Source organism: Helicobacter pylori, from assembly GCF_030062585.1.
GTDB classification, from domain to species: domain Bacteria; phylum Campylobacterota; class Campylobacteria; order Campylobacterales; family Helicobacteraceae; genus Helicobacter; species Helicobacter pylori_CN.
In genome coordinates, this window is record NZ_CP071935.1 from 419,568 (window position 1) to 438,831 (window position 19,264).

Annotated in this window: 12 protein-coding genes and 1 pseudogene; 5 read left to right on the forward strand and 8 right to left on the reverse strand. The window is 37.7% G+C overall.

Annotation, left to right across the window (positions count from 1 at the left end; all coding sequences use genetic code 11):
• The first annotated feature begins 43 nt into the window (after positions 1–43).
• The 4 genes from J5F42_RS02020 to J5F42_RS02035 all read left to right on the forward strand — a co-directional run bounded on the left by J5F42_RS02020 (position 44) and on the right by J5F42_RS02035 (position 8,800).
• Positions 44–1,420, forward strand: a complete 1,377-nt coding sequence (locus tag J5F42_RS02020; protein ID WP_283491464.1) for a site-specific DNA-methyltransferase — start codon at positions 44–46, stop codon at positions 1,418–1,420.
• Positions 1,417–2,004: a site-specific DNA-methyltransferase gene (locus tag J5F42_RS02025; RefSeq protein ID WP_283491465.1), complete on the forward strand. Its 588-nt coding sequence runs from the start codon at positions 1,417–1,419 to the stop codon at positions 2,002–2,004. The genes J5F42_RS02020 and J5F42_RS02025 overlap by 4 nt, the downstream gene beginning before the upstream one ends.
• 2 nt (positions 2,005–2,006) lie before the next feature.
• Complete coding sequence (locus J5F42_RS02030) at positions 2,007–4,922, forward strand: type III restriction-modification system endonuclease (RefSeq protein ID WP_283491466.1); 2,916 nt, start codon at positions 2,007–2,009, stop codon at positions 4,920–4,922.
• Positions 4,923–5,038: 116 nt separating this feature from the next.
• Positions 5,039–8,800 (forward strand): class I SAM-dependent DNA methyltransferase, encoded by a 3,762-nt coding sequence (locus tag J5F42_RS02035; RefSeq protein ID WP_283491467.1) that lies wholly within the window; start codon positions 5,039–5,041, stop codon positions 8,798–8,800.
• A gap of 751 nt (positions 8,801–9,551) precedes the next feature.
• Here J5F42_RS02035 and J5F42_RS02040 read toward each other — a convergent pair.
• The 7 genes and pseudogenes from J5F42_RS02040 to plsY form a co-directional block, all read right to left on the reverse strand.
• A pseudogene (locus J5F42_RS02040) lies at positions 9,552–9,755 on the reverse strand (hypothetical protein); the annotation flags it as partial.
• 56 nt (positions 9,756–9,811) lie between these two features.
• Entirely contained in the window at positions 9,812–10,999 is a 1,188-nt protein-coding gene (gene nusA / locus J5F42_RS02045) for a transcription termination factor NusA (protein ID WP_283491468.1), read from the reverse strand.
• Positions 11,000–11,094: 95 nt separating this feature from the next.
• Positions 11,095–12,255, reverse strand: coding sequence for an aminotransferase class V-fold PLP-dependent enzyme (locus J5F42_RS02050; protein ID WP_097562682.1), 1,161 nt, complete (start codon positions 12,253–12,255; stop codon positions 11,095–11,097).
• A gap of 226 nt (positions 12,256–12,481) precedes the next feature.
• A complete protein-coding gene (locus J5F42_RS02055) occupies positions 12,482–15,073 on the reverse strand; it encodes a TonB-dependent receptor (RefSeq protein ID WP_283491469.1) in 2,592 nt (863 codons plus the stop codon).
• Positions 15,074–15,240: 167 nt separating this feature from the next.
• On the reverse strand, positions 15,241–15,567 hold the full coding sequence (locus tag J5F42_RS02060; RefSeq protein ID WP_283491470.1) for a Plug domain-containing protein: 327 nt from the start codon (positions 15,565–15,567) through the stop codon (positions 15,241–15,243).
• A complete protein-coding gene (locus tag J5F42_RS02065; RefSeq protein ID WP_283491471.1) occupies positions 15,551–15,904 on the reverse strand; it encodes a FolB domain-containing protein in 354 nt (117 codons plus the stop codon). Before J5F42_RS02065 ends, J5F42_RS02060 begins: the two co-directional genes overlap by 17 nt.
• The gene (plsY, locus tag J5F42_RS02070) at positions 15,901–16,563 is read right to left on the reverse strand and encodes a glycerol-3-phosphate 1-O-acyltransferase PlsY (RefSeq protein WP_025451121.1); all 663 of its coding nucleotides are present in this window, start codon (positions 16,561–16,563) and stop codon (positions 15,901–15,903) included. Before plsY ends, J5F42_RS02065 begins: the two co-directional genes overlap by 4 nt.
• Before the next feature lie 105 nt (positions 16,564–16,668).
• Between plsY and ccoG the strand changes: the two genes are divergently transcribed.
• The gene (gene ccoG / locus J5F42_RS02075; protein ID WP_283491472.1) at positions 16,669–18,045 is read left to right on the forward strand and encodes a cytochrome c oxidase accessory protein CcoG; all 1,377 of its coding nucleotides are present in this window, start codon (positions 16,669–16,671) and stop codon (positions 18,043–18,045) included.
• A gap of 9 nt (positions 18,046–18,054) precedes the next feature.
• Here ccoG and J5F42_RS02080 read toward each other — a convergent pair whose 3' ends face one another.
• Entirely contained in the window at positions 18,055–19,254 is a 1,200-nt protein-coding gene (locus J5F42_RS02080; protein WP_283491473.1) for a saccharopine dehydrogenase family protein, read from the reverse strand.
• Positions 19,255–19,264 lie beyond the last annotated feature (10 nt).

Sequence of the window (19,264 nt, forward strand, 5' to 3'; positions counted from 1 at the left end):
AAGGCGGAATTGGGTAATTTAAATCATTTAAAAAAGGATAGAAATGCAAAATAAAGAAATGGATCAAGAAAAAAGCGTTAATGAAAAAAATTTAGAGGTTTTCAATCGTTATTTTCCCGGTTGCTTGAGTATAGAAAATGACAACCAACTCACGCTGGATGTGGGAAGATTAAAAGCGTTACTAGGGGATTTTAGCGGGATAAAAGAAGAGGGCTATGGGTTGGATTTTGTGGGTAAGAAAATCGCCTTAAATCAAGCTTTTAAGAAAAATCATAAGATTTTAAAGCCCTTAAATGAATCCACGAGCAAGCACATTCTCATCAAGGGCGATAATTTAGACGCTCTCAAAATCTTAAAACAAAGCTATAGTGAAAAAATCAAAATGATCTACATTGACCCCCCTTACAACACGAAAAACGACAATTTTATCTATGGCGATGATTTCTCGCAATCCAATGAAGAGGTTTTAAAAACATTGGATTATTCTAAAGAAAAGCTGGATTATATCAAGAATCTTTTTGGGTCAAAATGCCATAGCGGGTGGCTTAGTTTCATGTATCCTAGATTGTTGCTCGCTAGAGATTTGCTCAAACAAGACGGCGTGATTTTCATCAGCATTGACGATAACGAAGCCGCCCAGCTCAAACTTTTATGCGATGAAATTTTTGGGGAGGGGAATTTTGTGGCTGAAATGCCAAGATTAACAAAGAAAGCAGGAAAATCCACTAATCAAATCGCTAAAAATCATGATTATGTTTTGTGTTATCAAAAGAATAGTATCAATTTTAAACAGATTGATATTGATGAAAACGATTACTCTTTAAAAGATGAATTTTACAATGAAAGAGGTGGGTATAAATTAAATCAAAATTTGGATTACAATTCACTTCAATATAATAAAAAAATGGATTATGAAATTGTAATTGGTAATGAAAAGTTTTATGCTGGCGGATTGGAAACTTATACTGAAAGACAAAAAGGTAATTTTGGAACGATTGATTGGGTTTGGCGTTGGAGCAAAGCAAAATTTGATTTTGGATTAGCTAATGGTTTTATAGAAGTTAAAAATAATAGAATTTATACAAAAACTTACACAAAGGCTAAAATATCTGATAGCAAGCCTTATAAAATAGAATATTTTAACCGCACTAAAAATATTTCAAGTATAGAATTTTTAGATAATAAATACTCTAATGATATGTCAAATAAAAAATTGCAATCAATTTTTAATGTTAAGAATATTTTTGATTATTCTAAACCTGTTGAATTGATAAGTTTTCTCATAGATCAAACTACTGAAAAAGGCGATCTCATCTTAGATTTTTTCGCCGGGAGTGGGACGACCGCGCATGCCGTGTTAGAGAGTAATAAGAGCGATTATCAAAAATTAAGTGAGGGGGGGGGTTATTTAATGGCTTGAACGCCGCATTTAAAGAAAGGCGCTTCATTCTCGTCCAATTAGATGAAAAAATTGATCCCAAGAAAAACAAAAGCGCGCATGATTTTTGTTTGAACACCTTAAAATCCACCTCGCCGAGCATTTTTGACATCACCGAAGAAAGGATTAAAAGAGCGGGGGCTAAAATCCAAGAAGCTTGCCCCAATTTAGATGTGGGGTTTAGAGCGTTTGAAATCATTGATGATGAAACGCATGCTAACGATAAAAATCTCAGTCAAGCCCATCAAAAGGATTTGTTCGCTTATTCTAACCTTGATAGAATGGAAACCCAAACGATTTTAATCAAGCTTTTAGGCTGCGAGGGTTTGGAGCTAACCACCCCTATAATTTGCTTGATTGAAAACGCCTTGTATCTGGCTTTAAATACGGCTTTCATTGTGGGGGATATGGAAATGAGTGAGGTTTTAGAAAACTTGAAAGATAAAGGGGTGGAAAAAATCAGCATGTATATGCCCGCTATCAGTAACGACAGGCTGTGTTTGGAGTTGGGCAGTAATTTGTTTGATTTGAAATTAGAGAGCGGCGATTTAAAGATTAGGGGGTAGAGGTGAAAATCAAATTCAAACGATTGGATTATCAGGAGCAATGCCGGGACCAAATTTTAGGGGTGTTTAAGGGGATCTATTTAAAAGAGCCAGAAAATGACGCTCAAAGGATTGCTAACCCTGTTTTTGAAACAGAAGCGATCAAAGATGTTTTATTAGAAAATATTGAGAATTTACGATCGAAACAAAAAATAACCCAGGGAAGCGTGGGGATTGACAAGTCGTTAAACTGCGATATTTTAATGGAAACAGGCACCGGGAAGACCTTTTGCTTTTTGGAATGCGTTTATTCTTTGCACCAAAACTACCATTTGTCAAAATTTATCGTTTTAGTGCCAAGCAACGCCATTAAATTAGGGGTTTTAAAGAGTATTGAAATCACCAGAGAATTTTTTAAAAGCGAGTATTCTAACACGCATTTAGAAAGCTATGAAGATGTAGAAAGGTTTATTCTAGCGAGCAACCACAAATGCTGTGTGTTGGTGATGACTTTTTCCGCCTTTAATAAAAAAGATAACCTTATCAATCAATCATGCTTAGAAAATACGAATCTATTCAATGGCGCAAAAAGTTACATGCAAGCTTTAGCGAGTATGCGCCCTATCGTCATCATGGACGAACCGCACCGATTTTTAGGCGATAAAACAAAAAAATATTTGGAACAATTAAACGCTTTAATCACGCTCAGGTTTGGGGCGACTTTTAAAGATGATTATAATAATTTGATTTACGCACTAGACAGCAAAAAAGCGTTTGATTGCGCCCTAGTGAAAAGCATCAGCGTGGCGTCTGTGGGGGAGAGTAACGAGTATTTTTTAGAGCTTAAGGGGGTTGTAAAGACACAAAACGACTATGAAGCTGCAATTAACTACACGAATTTAGAAAATAAAACTCAAAGCGTCAAGGTCAAAAAGCACGATAATTTAGGCGCGCTAACTCAAATCAGCGCTTTAGAAGATTACATTGTAGAAAATATCACTAAAACTGAGGTTCGTTTTCTCAATGGCTTTAATTTGTTACTGGATCAAAAAGAGCCTTTTTCCCATCTTTTAGAGGGTGAGCAAGAAGTGATGCTGAAAGAAGCGATAAAAAGCCATTTTGAAAGAGAAGAAGGGCTTTTTAAAAAGGGGATTAAAGCCTTGTGCATGGTGTTTATTAGCGGGGTGAATAGCTATTTAAGCGAGAATGAAAAGCCGGCCAAATTAGCCCTTTTATTTGAAAAACTTTACCAACAAGAGCTTGAAAAAGTCTTAAAAAAGCCTTTAGATGAAAATTATAGAGCGTATTTAGAGCGTACTAAAGACGCTATTTACAAAGTGCATGGAGGGTATTTTGCTAAAAGCAAGAAAGAGGGCGATGAAACTAAAACGATCGAACTCATTTTAAAAGAAAAAGAAAAATTACTGAGTTTTGATTCCGATCTCAGGTTTATTTTTTCGCAATGGGCGTTGCAAGAGGGGTGGGATAACCCTAATGTGATGACGATTTGCAAATTAGCCCCTAGCTCTTCTAATATCACTAAATTGCAACAAATTGGTAGGGGGCTAAGGCTCGCTGTGAATGATAAGGGCGAACGCATCACTAAAGAGCATTCTGATTTTGATTTTGTCAATGAATTAGTCGTGATCGTGCCGCAAGTTGAGGGGGATTTTGTGGGAGCGATCCAGCAAGAGATAAGCGAACACAGCTTGATCAAACAAGCGTTTAGTGGGGGAGAGTTAGAAAAAAGCGGCATGGTTAAAAAAGGGTATTACGGGGTTTTATTTGAAAAGTTAGAGGGTTTGGGTTTTGGAGAAAAAACAGATGATGAAAACTTTAAACTCACCCTCAATCAAAACGAATTTTTAAAAAAAGAGCCGGAACTAGAAAATTTAAAAAATGAAACATACTTGGATCTTGAAAAATTAAAAGATTTTTTAGAAGATCGCTTGATTGGTAATTCTAGAGTGAGGAACAAAAACGAGCGAAAAACTGAAAAAATCAAAATCAATAAAGAAAATTTTAAAAAATTTGAAACCTTATGGGCGGGTTTGAACCATCAAGCCCGGATCGCTTATGCCATTGATAGCGAGAGCTTGATTGATGAGATTGTCAAAAAAATCAATGCTTCTTTTAAGGTCAGTTCAAAAATCGTTTCGGTTACGACGCATAAAAAAGTAGAAACTATGGGAAATAACGCCACAACAGAGATTTTTGAGCGAGAAAGCGCATGCGTGTGGAGCTTGCATGAATTTATCAGTGCCTTGTCTAATAAGGTGAAATTGAGTTTTAAAAGCGTGGCTAAAGTGTTGGAAAACATTGATGAAAACAAGTTTAATGAAATTAAAAAAAACGAACAAGAGGGCTTAAGGCGGTTAGAAGAGCTGTTTTTGGAAATCATTTATCAAAATATTAAAGATAAAATTTCCTATCAAATGCGCGAAACGACGATTAAAAACAGAAAAAACGATGCGTTTTATGATGAAAAAGGAGAAATTAGAGAATTTTTAGACGGGAGTTTGGGGGTGGATAAATATGAAATTAGAAATGCAAGCGCCCAAGAAAAATGCTTGTATGAAAATTTCATGCAAGTGGATAGCAAGATTGAAAAAGACACGATTGAAGAATCTAACGACACTAAAATCATTGTTTTTGGCAAGCTCCCTAGGGTTAAAATCCCAATAGGGTTGAATCAAACTTATAGCCCTGATTTTGGGTATGTGGTTGAAAACAACGATAAAAAAGTGTTGTTAGTGGTGGAAACTAAGGGGGTTGATAAAAAAAGCGAATTACGCCCTGAAGAAGAGCGGAAAATTTCAACCGCTAAGAAATTTTTTGAAGCTTTAAAAAAGCAAGGCGTGAATATTGAATACAAAACCAAAATGAAAAAAGATCAATTAAGCGCGTTGATCAATGAAATTTTAAATCGTAAAGATTAGAGCTAATAAGATCAATCTCTAATGTTTCACATGGAACAATTTCAAAGAAAAGCGTTTTATTTAAAATTCATACCACTTTTGTTATAATCGTTTTCATCCCATTTCAAAGGCGTTTTATGATTTGTTTCACTCGTATCCCACTCAAGGATTTCATTAAAAAATACAATCCTCCAACACCCACAAAAGAAACTATAGAAAATTTTGAAAAAGAAATAAACAGCTTATTAGAAAACGCGCCAAGACAAGATGATGAAGAATTTCAAAAAAATGAAATCAATAAGTTTTTAAAAAATACCTATGGCTATGACTGCAATACCTATGAAAAAGTGGATAGCGCGATCTATGTGGATGGGGAAGTCCAAGTGCTTATTGAAGTCAAAGCTCTAAATAAAAAGACAGAATTCCCTAAAAACAAAGAAAACCCACTCAGTAAGGCCTTTTGTCAAATGGTTTTGTATTTTTTAGAAGAGAGAGAAAAAGAAAAAAACAATTCCCTAAAACACACCATTATTTGCAATGCACATGAATTTTTTCTCTTTGATTGTAAGGATTTGCTCTTTTTAAAAGAAGATAAACGCATCAAAAAACTCCATAAAGATTGCGCTAAAAAAGAAGGCACAGACTCTAGCACCAAAAGATTCTACAGCGATTTAGAGGAATATTTAAAAAAGGATTTTAAAGGCGAACTCCGCTACACTCACTTTAATTTGAGCAACTATGATCCTAAAGAACTCCCTTTGATTTATCAAGTTTTAAGCCAAGAAGTCCTTTTAAAACAAAAGAAAACCCTTGACGCTAACACGCTTAACAAAGATTTTTATGAAGAATTGCTTTACATTTTAGGGTTAGAAGAGCAAAATGATAAAGGGAAAATTTTAATCAAGCCCAGCCGCACCCAAAACTCCCTAAGCGATGCTTTAAAAAAGAAATACAAAAATTTAGACGATGAAGAAGTCATGGCGTTGCTCATCGCTTGGAATAACCGCATCTTGTTTTTACGGCTTTTAGAAAGCCTTTTAATTTCTTTTAACCATTTTGAAAAATCTTTTTTAACCACAGAAAACTTTAAAGATTTCAACGATCTAAATACCCTCTTTTTTGAAGTCCTAGCCAAGAAAAATAACGAGCGTTTACCAGAAATTAAAGAAGACAAGATTTTAAGAAAAATCCCTTATTTGAATTCCAGTTTGTTTGATAAAACGCCTTTAGAATCAAAGGGGTATGAAATCAAATTACTCAATAACGAGCCTTTAGAGATTTATCCTAAATCCGTTCTCAAAAAAGATAAAGACTACCAAAAAGAAAAAGCTTTGCCATTGCTGGAATACTTTTTTAAATTTTTGCGCCTTTATAAATTCACCACCACCCCTAAAGACATTAAAGATAATACCGATACTAGCGAAAGCTGTTTGATTAACCCTAGCGTTTTAGGGCTTGTTTTTGAAAAACTCAACGGCTATAAAGAGGGGAGTTTTTATACCCCAAGCTTTATTACAAGCTACATGTGTAAAGAGAGTATCACGCCGATTGTGTTGGATAAATTCAATCAAAAATATAATATAGAATGTGAAAAATTAAAAGAATTAAAAAATTACCTCAAAAATAGCTATAAAGAGGATAAACGCAAAGAATACCTAAACACGCTTTTAACCTTACGCGTTTGCGATCCGGCGGTGGGGAGTGGGCATTTCTTGGTTTCAGCACTCAATGAAATGGTGTGGATCGCTTATAAACTGGGGCTTATTGCTTCCTTGTATCGCCACGAGCTTAGATTAGAAAACGATGAAATCATCATTCACACGCCAACGGGTGAAGTCTTTAACTACAAAAAACCGCATAGCGAAAACGACCCCCACCACCAAATCCAAAAAGAACTTTTTAATCTTAAAAAAGACATCATTGAAAACTGCCTTTTTGGCGTGGATATTAACCCCAATTCTTGCGAAATCACCAAGCTCAGGCTATGGATAGAGCTTTTAAAATACAGCTATTATATTTTTGAAAAGGGCAAGAACACTAATGCGCTTGAAACCCTCCCCAACATTGATATTAACATTAAGTGCGGTAATTCGCTCATTTCTAGGTTTGATTTCAAACAAAGCCTAACGCATTATCCTAATATCAAGGAAAAAACTCAGCAATATAAAAAATTAGTAAAAAATTACAAAGAAGGACTTTTTGATGATAAGACAAGACTAAGCAATCAAATTAAGGACTTATTGAAAACTTTTCAAAATTTTTGCCTTAACGACAAATACAAAAAAGAGATTAAGGCTTTTGTAACACAATGCGAGGAATATAGGAAGCTTTATGGAAACTATTTTGCAAAAGATGATGCCGATTTAGGAGCATTTATTTCAGAAAATCCTTTTCCAAAGCATGAGAATATTAGTGATAATGAAGAAATCCAACAACAAGCTTATCAATATTTTCTAAAACTCAAACAAACTTATAACATGATCTATAATTTCAATAATTCTCTTGAATGGCGCTTTGAATTCCCTGAAGTGCTAGACGATGAGGGGAATTTTTTAGGCTTTGATTGCATCATAGGCAACCCGCCTTATATCCGCCAAGAACACATCAAAGACTTAAAGCCTTTATTAGAAAAGCAATACCACGATTTCTATAACAGCACCGCTGACATTTACACCTACTTTTTTGCCCTATCTTTCCACCTTTTAAAAGAAAAGGGGTTTAGCACTTTCATCACTTCCAACAAATACGCGCGCGCCAAATACGGCGCCAAATTGAGAGAATGGCTGCTCAAAAAAACCACCATCGTCAGCTACATGGAACTAAACGCCTTAAAAGTCTTTGAAAGCGCTGCAGTGGATACCAGCATCATTCATTTCATCAAACAAACGCCCCCTAAAGAGAGCGATTTTAAATATTACGAACCCACCCCAAACGATAAGGAAAATTTGAAAAACACCCCCCACATCCCCATGAAACAAAACGCGCTTTCAACAGAAAGCTTTATTTTTGCCAACGCCACGCTTTTGGATTTGAGGGACAAAATAGAGAGCATCGGCACCCCGCTTAAAGACTGGGGTATTCAAATCAATTACGGGATAAAAACCGGCTGTAACGAAGCCTTTATCATTCCCACTGAAAAAAGAGACGCAATCTTAAACGCTTGCAAGACGCAAGAAGAAAGGGAGTGCACAGAGGGGCTTATCAAACCTATTTTAAGAGGGAAAGACATTAAAAGGTATTCTTATGAGTGGGCGCATTTGTGGGTTATTTTTATACCTTGGCATTTTCCAAATACTAATAACCCAAAAAACATGGAAGAAAATGAACAAGATTTTTCTATCCATTATCCTATTATCTATGCTCACTTGCTTTCACATAAAGATAAACTTTTAAAACGCAATAAAGATGAAACCGGAAAGAGATATGAATGGTATTGCTTGCAAAGATGGGCGGCAAGCTATTATCAAGATTTTGAAAAAGAGAAAATTGTGTATCCTTGTATTATGGCTAAAGAGCCTTGTTTTGTTTATGAAGAAAAAGGATTTTATGCTCCAGCACCTGCAAATATTATTACAGGCGATAAGACAGAAATAAAATACCTTACAGCTTTACTAAACTCTAAATGCATTTATTTTGCTATGCGTAAGTTTTATATGGGAGGGGGTATTGAGGGCGAGTTAAAAACAAATAATTTAGAAAAAATACCCATTCCTAAAATCACCACCAAAAACCAAGAATTAGCCGATAAAATCACCGATTGCGCGGAGCGGATCTTAAAATTAAAAGAAAAAGACCCTAAAGCCAACACTCAAGAATTAGAAAAAGAAATTGACGCCTTAGTCTATCAGCTCTACCACCTCACCGATGAAGAGATTAAAATTATTGAAGACGGGCAATGAAAAGCTGATTTCCACTTAAGGATAACCCCCTAATTTAGGGGGCAACTCTTTTTAAGAATTAGCGTTTGATCACTAAATCAAACTTTAAACCCAAAAAACTGATTTTTAGGTATAATTCTCTAAGAAGAGTGTTTACTACGATGATTTTTCATAGTAAGCTCCTAAAAGTGGATTTTACCCCCTAATCTCTAGCAAAATAAAAACTAGGGGGTGAGCGTTATTTTATCCTAATCTTACAAAAACGATTTTTATAACAGCTACAAACCACTAATTTAAAATCATATTAAAAAACTTCACAAGAAATAAAAACGATTCACCTTAAAGGAAACCCCTTAAATAGGGGAAACCTTTGGTTTTAATGGGTTTTTTTAACAACGATTTTAACCCTATACTTAAAAAAAGGTATTTTTAAGTATAATACAACCAAAGGCTTTTTACCATGTTTTTTGGACATAGTAATCCTTTGAAGGTGATTTACCCCCTAATCTCTAGCAAAAAAACTAGGGGGTAATCGTTATTTTATCCTAACCCTATAAAAACAAGCAAGAACAATCAAATGCGATTTAAAGATTAAAAAAGCTTTTTCTACCGCATGGTTTTGGACTAAAACCATAAATAGTAGGGATCGTGATGCTTAAAACAAACGCCTTAAAAATTCGGTGTAAAAAATACCATAGAATTGCTTTTGAATCTGTATATTGGCAACAGGAAAACTTTCAAAAAGAGGGTAATGTTAGTGGAAGAATTAAATAAAAAACGGCTCTTGTGTTAAAAGGATTGTTAAACAATGATCTAAAGCGTTGCGTAAATAAATCTCTAAATTAGAAATTTTAGGCGTGATAGAAGCAATGAGTTTTAAATTTTCTTTGTATTGCTCTAGGCTGTCATAAGTATCTAATCTGTCTTTGGATAGAATGAGCGTAATATCATTTTTAAAATCTTGTAAATCTTGCATAGTATTTTCTTAAAGTCCTTTTGATTAAGAACTCAATAAGTTTCACAGAAATCATTTCAATTCTTAAACAAAGACTCTAAAGCTTCTACCCCTACTTTTTGCGTTTCTTTTTCGCTTTCATTTTCTGCGTTTTCTTTCACGCTAGGAATGGTTTCAAACTCTATGTGATAGCCTGTAAGCATGGACGCTAGGCACACATTCACCCCGCCTTTACCGATAGCCTTAGATTTTTCAATGTCCAATAAACGCACTTTAGCCTTTTGCAAATGGTTGTTGACAATGAAACGCTCTTGAACGGATTCTTTTTCTTCAGCATTCAATTCTTCTATAGGGATTTTTTTAATTTCAACGCTTAAAATTTTGGCTGGAGCGAGCGCTAAAGTGATATAAATTTCAGGCACATTAGAATACTCTATGCAATCAATGTTTTCTTTATTCAATTCGTTGCTTATCGCATTAATGCGCACGCCCTTAACCCCCACCGCCGCGCCTATGGGATCAATCCTAGCGTTATGGGAAAAAAAGCTCACTTTCGCTCTGTTGCCTGGGATTCGCGTGCAATGGATGATTTCAATTTCTTTATCTTTAATTTCAGGGACTTCTAATTCCAACAAAGCTTCAAGCATTTTAGGGGTGGTGCGGCTCAGTTCTAATAGTAAGCCTTTTTTCGTGCGTTTGACTTGCGTTAAAACCGCCTTGATGCTATCGCCTATTTTAAAACTCTCGCCCTTGATGCGATGGCGCATGGAAAGAACGCCCTGAAATTGCTGCTCGATTTCAATAAAAGTGTTTTGATTTTTATCCACTAAAATCACTTGCCCCATTAAAACGCTGTTAAGGCGCTTTTGGAACGCTTCAAAGTGGCTGTCTTCTAACGCTTTTTCTAGCTGGTATTGCAAATCTTTAAAAAGGCGGTTGATCGCTCCTTGTTTCATGCTCTCCAAACTCAAGCTGTAAGACAATTCGTCTTTAATCTTAACGCTTGGATCCATTTCTTTGGCTTTAGACAGGCTGATGTATTTAGAAGGATCGTTAACCAACCTTTCATCATCGTCTTCTAAAACTTCTACCAACTGAATAAGCTGGAGTTGCTTGTTTTCTTCAATTACCGAGTAACGCGCTAGGGGGTCCAATTCGTTTTGCGCCATTTTTAACAAACAGCCTTGAATCACTTTTGAAATCATCTCTTTAGGCAAATTTTTTTCATACGCAATGCATTCTATAAGGTCGCTGATTTTTTCCATTCTTAAGTTCCTTTAAATTGATGTTCTATCGTTTTTTGTCATTCTCTATTGTGGGGGAGTGGCGCGTTTAAAAGAAATTTTATTATAGCGAATTTTTAAGCCTTGTTAAGGATTTCTTTTAAAACCAGAGCGATTTTTTCCAAATCTTCTTTATTCAAGCTAAAGACTTCAAAGCACACAAATTCGCATGAAATTCTTGTAATAACGCCTTTTTGAAAAAGCCTTAAATAAAGTTTCTCACCATTTAAAGCACGGGTGTTTTTGGGCTGGATTTTCACGCAAAAGGATTCTAATTCCCTACCAAACAAATTCCCTATTTTAGAAAAGCTAGAGGCTATGCTCACATTCAATTCTAAAGGCTTTAAAAGAGCGTAGAGTTTCAAGGCTTTTTGCAATAAGGCGTCTTTAGTTTGGTTTAGTAGCGCATGGATTGTGATTTCTTCTTGATGATTGACCCATGCGTTTAGGCTGCAAAAAAGCAAGGTGAGGGTGATTTTACCCACCCTCAAGGCTCTATAAAGGGGGTGGTTTTTTAACATTCCAACCCATTCTTTTTTGCCCATAATAATGCCCGCTTGCGTACCATTAAAGGATTTGTCCGCGCTAAAGCTTAAAAGCGATGGTTTTAAGGCTAAAACCTCTTCCAAAGCCGTTCTATTTAACAAATCCACATCCCCTAAATTGTAATAATCTATCAAACCATGCTCTTTAGCTAGGGCTTGCAAATCTTTAAAAGGCGTGTCTTTTTGAAAAGTGGGGTTGTGGGTTTTGAATAGCATTTTGCTGTTTTCATTCAAGGCTAAGCGGTAATCCCTTAAATAAGCGCGATTGGTATTCCCCACTAAATGCAGCCTAGCCCCACTACTCAATAAAATATCTTTAAGGTTAAAATCCCCCCCCACTAATTCGCCATAAGAAACAACGATTTCTTTTTGTTGCGCTAAAGCGTTAGCGATGAGAAAAATCGCGCTAGTGTTGTTATTCACAATCAAAACCTCTTCAGTGTCAAAACACGCCTTAAAAAGCTGTTTTAAAGGGGTTAAGCGGTTCGTTTTTTTAGCGGTGTTGAGATCGCATTCTAAACCAATGGGATGGGTTAAAACTTCTTTTAAATAAGGTTCAATCTTTTCATAAAATTGCGGGCTAAAAAACGATCGCCCATGAGTTTCATCAAAAACGCTTACGCTCGCATTGATGATTTTTTGATAAGGGCTTTTCAAAAGATCCGGGGTTGTTGGGGGCGTTTCTTTAGCCATAATAAGCGCGTTTGGTTCCTTTTTTGAGAGTTAAAATAAAGCGTTATTTTAATCTAAACCCGCTAAATTTTTGATAAAACTACTTTTTTAAAATCCTTAAGAGCGTTTTAATGAGTTTGTTGAGCGAGCGGAACTTTTTCCATAGAGTTTGGCGGTTCCTATAGGGCTTTTTCATGTTTGTTTCCATGTTCAAAATTCAAAAAGAAATCCTAAGATTTCTTTCATTTTAGAACTGATAGGATACCTCAAAACGCGCGTTAAATCCAGGAGCAGGGAGTGCCATGCGTTTATTTTTAGGGATCATATCGCTTGCTGGAGCGTCCGCGCTCGCTTGCCACACGGAAGCCTGGCTGACATATTGCTTGTTTAAGATATTGTTAAACACGGCTGAAATCCTTAAACCCTGCCATTTTTTAGAAGTGGGGGTCCAGTTGATAAAGACATTATGCACGCCATACCCAGGCTTATGGATTTTCATCAAGCCGTATTGAGGGTAGTAGATAGAATAGCCTTCATAGAACATGTTAGTTACAAAGCGTGAGAGCCAAGTTAAAGTAAGCCCCCATTTGTGGATATTGTAATCGGCTTTTAGGATAAACACATTCCCAGTCGTGGCAGCTAAAGCGTAAGTATCGGCTAATAAATGCCCCCTAGCTGTCGGCCAAGAGCGAGCCACTGAGAAAGTCCCTACGAAATTTTTATATTGCACATTCCCTGAAACTTCATAACCATAAATATTAATGGTTTCGGGTAAATTCCCTGACATGTTTTTTGCGGTCGCGTTACCCCCACCATTTTTAGAAGTATCTTGCCCATAGCTGTTGATGAAATTATTGATGACTTGATAGAACGCTGCCCCGCGCACATTGAAATACTTGCTGTTGTAATCCACATTAAATTCCACATTTTGACCGATCGCAGGGCGTAAATTCCTTTGATAAATCACCGTGGGATCGCGCATCAAAACGCCATCGCCAGGCAAAGCCCCCTTAGTCACATACGCATAACTCACTTTCAAGCCAATGCTTTCAATGGGGTTATAAAGCACGGTTGCAGAAGGCGAGAAACCAGAAGTTACATGCGTGCGGCCGTTTTTGTCTAGCAAGGTGTAAATATCATAACGAGTTCCCGCACCCACGATCACATTGCTTAAAATATTGTAGTTCGCTTGCATAAACCCACCGATGATATTCCCGATCGCATGCGAATTTTGGGGCATGTTACGATAGAGCGGGTTAGGCGCATTTAGATTTTGGGGGTATTGAGAGCTTTGATCGGTGTAGTAATGGCGGTAAGGCAAGCCCGGCCCATTAGGGTCGTTAGGATCAATGTTGTTTTTATAATAGCCGTTTTTGCCTTTATCCAGTCCAGAGAAAACGCTCAGGTTTTGATAGATCATGCCGTATTCAAACACGTTCCCATAATCTTCGCTAATGGGGTGGGTTACTTTAAAATTAACGCCTGAGTTGATTAAAAAAATCCTTCTGGCTAAAGTCCCCTCAGCGTCCGCATTCCCTAAAGTCCAATCGTTTGCGCTAGGGTTTTGAGCGTTAGGGGGGGTCATGTCATAATCAGGATTTTTAGGGACAAGCCCATGATAAATATTAGATCCTGTGGAAATTGCAGAAGCGCCTTGCCAGTTGATAGCGCCCGGCTGCCCATAGCCTATTTGATAGCCTCCATCAGAGGGTCTGATAGCTCCTTGCGTGCACTGGCTGATATTGTCCGGGTTGTTACACCAATCTTTAACTTCAGGGATGTAATCCGGGTTAGCTGGCTCATTAGAATTGTAAGCGAAAGGATTCACCACAGGGTTATAATCGCCTCCTCTTACCCCTAAAAAGGCAGTGGATTCAATGCGCGGCTGGTTAAAATTAGGGCCGCCCTCATGCTTGTATTTCAAGCTCAAATTGTGGTTGAAGTTGATCGTATGGGCTAATTCTTTCCCAAAGTCAATCACAAAAGGTGCTGGCTGGCTTCCTGGGTCGTTGGCTTTGGAGAGGGCTGAAGTGGTGTTAGGGCGTAAAAGCCTGGTGGAATTCTCCCTTGTCATGTTGTAGCTTAAGCTGATGATATCCGTGTCGTTGATATAGCCATTGACTTTACCTAAAACGCTATTGACTTCACTCGGAGTCCCTACGCCAATGTCGCTATTGCTCGGATCTTGCAAGTCAAAAGTAGGGTGGAAGAGATCCCTAAAAGCGTTGTTCCCGTCTCTGTAATAAAAAATATTTTGATGGTTGTAATAAGCGAGTATATCCCAATTCTTCCCACGATAGGCTGCAGTAGCGTTCATGCGATACCCGAAGTTGGTATAAAAGCCCGCTTCCGCTTTAGCCCCATAAGTTTGATTCTTCCTTAAGAAGTCGTTAGCGTCAATCGTGGTGAAAGACAATTTACCCGCAACCGCACCAGGGCCTGCTGAAGCGTTCGCTGCCCCCTTAATCACTTCCACTTCTTTAATCATGTTGGGATCGATCACGGTGTTAGCGTCATGGTGGAAAATGTTACCATTTTGAGCGACGCCATCTATGGTTACCCTTAAGAGACGGCTCTCAATCCCCCTAACATAGATTTTTTGCGCCATTAAGCCCCCACTGGCTACATTCACATCCGCTCGAGTCCTAAAAATATCACGGATTTGGTTACTTTGGCGTTGTTGGAGCTCTTTCCTTTCAATATACATTTTATTGTTGTATTCAAAAGTCCTTTCACCCTTAGTGGTTACCTTACCCAAAGTGTGGGTATTTTCTTGAGCTTGCAAACTGCTAGCGACAATACAAGAGACAAACACGATACGAAATTGATTTCTAAGCATTTCTTTTAGCCTTTTTATTTACTTTCTTCTAAAAATTTAGTCAAGTTTTAAACCTAAGGTTATTATTACATTATTCTATTTAATAATACCTTAAATTTGTTTTAGGATTAAGAAAATATGAAGAAAAATGTGATTAAAAAAGTTTTAGCATTTTATTGAGTGGCTGATTACTGAGCGACTGAATCGATCACTATGCGTGAAGAAGCGCTGCTGATCCCTCTTAAAAAAGTTTGAGAAGACACATTGATTTCAGCGTTCTGGCGGAAAATATCGCTTGGCTGGTTGCTTTGGCGCTCTTCTAAATCATGGCGTTTGATGATGATGGTATTCCCCCATTGAAAGGGTCTATAAGCGCGCTTTTTTTTAATGATAAAATGAGGTTCTAAATCTAAAAATTGCGCGTAACTGGGGAAAAATAACGGCTCTAATAAAGGGTTTATGGGGTTTGCTTTCAAAACAATAAAGAGAAAAAAGAGGCTAAAGATCGTTTTCATAGTAAATTTTCACGCTCGCCCCCACTTGAGAATTGGGAGAAATTTCTAACTTGCTGATTTTCAAAAAAAGCTCAGAGATCTCCTTGTAGTGCGTTTTTAAAGCATGGCTTAAATCTTTCAGGGCGTCTTCAATGAGAAGGTATTGTTTTTCTCGCATGGTGTTTTGAATGATTTCTTGGATTTCCATGTAGTCCAAATAAGCCTTATTGGGTAATTCCGTGTAGAAAAGATCCAAATTCACGCTTATTTTTTGGGGTTTTAAGCGTTCAAATTCTAAAATCCCCAAAATCGTTTCAAACACGAAGTTATGGATATGGACGGCTTGTTTAGTTTTCATAAGACTTTCTTTTCTTTACCGGTCAATAAATTAAAAATATTGCCCAAATGCTTGATAAGGGTAAAAATAAAAATAAGCACCATAGGCGTTTGCGTGCCGACTTCTTTAAGGATATTGACGCTATCTGGGATATGCATATAAGGCACAAAAAAGATAAGAACAGTCGCTGTGCCTACCCCTAAAATGCTAGCGAGTGAAGAGATTTTAAGCACCTTACCCACAAAAAACCACACCGTCAAGCCGATGAGGCTTTCAATAGGGATGAGCAACACCACAGAGCCCATGATTGTAGAAACGCCCTTACCTCCATTGAAATTCAAAAAAGGCGAATAACAATGCCCTAAAATGCTCGCAATAGCGACCATCCATTGCAAACTATAATCCAACCCAAACAATTTGCTTAAAAAAACCGCGAACATGCCTTTGAATAGATCCAAGATTAAGACTAATAAAGCCATTTGTTTAGCGTTACTCACGCCCTTACTTTGTAAAGCGCGTAAGACATTCGTTGCGCCAATACCCCCCGATCCGATTTTAGTAATATCCATGCCGTAAAAGATCTTCATTAACGCATAGCCAAAAGGAATCCCCCCAATCAAATAACCCAAAAGGGTGAAAATCACATTGATATTGGTTAGGAAATTTAAAACGCTTTCCATAAATACCCTTTCAAATAAAATAGCGATCATTATAACATGTTGCTTTTTAAGTGAAAGCGTTAAGTTGTTAGGGTATAGTGGCTTAAAAATTTTAGGATATTGAGAATGCTTGAAACTTCTAGCCATTTTTTAAAATCGTTTCGCTTGAAGCGTTATATAGGTTTTTTATTGATTTCTTTAGTGCTATTAATCACGCCCTTTGTTCGCATTGATGGGGCGCATTTGTTTTTGATCTCCTTTGAGCATAAGCAACTGCATTTTTTAGGCAAGATCTTTAGCGCTGAAGAATTGCAAGTCATGCCTTTTATGGTTATTTTGCTTTTTATAGGGATTTTTTTCATCACCACTAGCCTTGGGCGTGTGTGGTGCGGTTGGGCTTGCCCGCAAACCTTTTTAAGGGTGCTTTATAGAGATGTGATTGAAACCAAGATTTTCAAACTCCATAAAAAGATCAGCAACAAACAAGAAAGCCCTAAAAACACCCCAAGCTATAAGATCCGTAAAGCATTAAGCGTTTTGTTGTTCGCTCCTGTTGTGGCGGGGCTAATGATGTTGTTTTTCTTTTATTTCATCGCCCCAGAAGATTTTTTTATGTATCTTAAAAACCCTAGCGATCACCCTGTTGCTATGGGTTTTTGGCTTTTTAGCACGGCTGTGGTGCTATTTGATATAGTGGTGGTTGCGGAGCGTTTTTGCATTTATTTATGCCCTTACGCTAGGGTGCAATCGGTGTTGTATGACAATGACACCTTAAACCCTATTTATGATGAAAAGCGCGGCGGAGCGCTTTATAACAATCAGGGCCATCTCTTCCCCTTACCCCCCAAAAAACGCAGTGCAGAAAACGAATGCGTGAATTGCTTGCATTGCGTGCAGGTTTGCCCCACGCATATTGACATCAGGAAGGGCTTGCAATTAGAATGCATCAATTGCTTAGAATGCGTGGATGCATGCACCATTACCATGGCTAAATACAACCGCCCTTCACTCATCCAATGGTCTTCAACTAACGCTATTAACACGCACCAAAAAGTGCGCCTAGTGCGTTTAAAAACGATCGCTTACATGGGGGTTATCGCTGTTGTGATAGCTCTTTTAGCCATCACTTCGTTTAAAAAAGAACGCATGCTTTTAGACATTAACCGCAACAGCGATCTGTATGAATTGCGATCTAGTGGGTATGTGGATAACGATTACGTGTTTTTATTCCACAACACGGACAATAAAGACCATGAGTTTTATTTCAAAATTTTAGGGCAAAAAGACATCCAAATCAAAAAGCCTTTAAATCCTATCGCCATTAAAGCCGGGCAAAAGATTAAAGCGGTGGTGATTTTACGAAAACCCCTAAAAAGTAACGCCACAGAATACAAACGTGCTAAAGACGCTCTAATCCCTATTACCATACAAGCTTATAGCGCGGATGATAAGAATATTACGATAGAAAGGGAATCGGTGTTTATTGCACCCAGTGAAGATTGAAGCCTAAAACTAGCGCTCAATCACTTCATAAGGCAAGCCTTGTTTGATCAATTCTTCCATGAAAGGATCGGTGTTTAATTCTTCTATGTTAAACACCCCGGCCCTAAAATGATCCGTGCTCCAAGTGTCATTGCAAATCATTTTAGCCGCGCACATCGCTGGCACGCCGGTGGTGTAGCTTATGGCTTGCGAACCCACTTCTTCATAGCACTTTTTATGATCGCACACGTTGTAAATGTAGAGCGTTTTGTCTTGGTTGTTTTTAATGCCGGTCATATAGCACCCGATGTTGGTTTTACCGGTGGTGTCTTTGGCTAGAGTGGCCGGATCAGGAAGCAAGGTTTTTAAAAATTGTATCGGCACGATTTTTACGCCTTGATGCTCTATTTCTTTAATGCCTAGCATGCCGACATTTTCTAAGCATTTCATGTGGGTTAAATAATTTTGAGAGAAAGTCATAAAAAACCTCGCCCTCCTTAAGCCCTTAATGTTTTTGACTAACGATTCCAATTCCTCATGGTATAAAAGATACGAATCCATTTCGCCAATCTGCGGGTAAGCCCACACTTGCTTGATTTCTAAAGGCTTGGTTTCAATCCATTTGCCGTTTTCATAATAACGCCCTTTAGAGCTGACTTCTCTCAAATTGATTTCAGGGTTAAAATTCGTGGCAAAAGGGCGTTTGTGATCCCCAGCGTTGCAATCTAAAATGTCTAAAGTGTGGATAGTGTCAAAATGGTGTTTTTGAGCGTGAGCGACATAAGCGTTAGTTACGCCCGGGTCAAACCCAGCCCCTAAAACCCCTAAAATCCCCACTTCTTTATAAGCTTTATCAAACGCCCATTGCTCTTTGTATTCAAACTTCGCTAAATCCGGGTGCTCGTAATTGGCGGTATCAATGTAATGCGTTTTAGTCTCTAAACATGCTTGCATGATCGTTAAATCTTGATAGGGTAAAGCCACATTAACAACGACTTTAGGCTTGTATTTTTGGATTAAAGCGACTAAGGCTTGCGTATTATCGGCATCCACTTGCTCAACGCCAATTTCCCCCAAACCCTTTTTGAGCATGCTTTCTTTAATCGCATAGCATTTGTCTAAGCTCCTGCTCGCTAAAATGATATTTTTAAACACATCCCTGTTCATGCCCATTTTGTGCGCTACCACACTGCCTACGCCACCAGCTCCAATTTGTAATACTGTATGCAAGGAACACCTA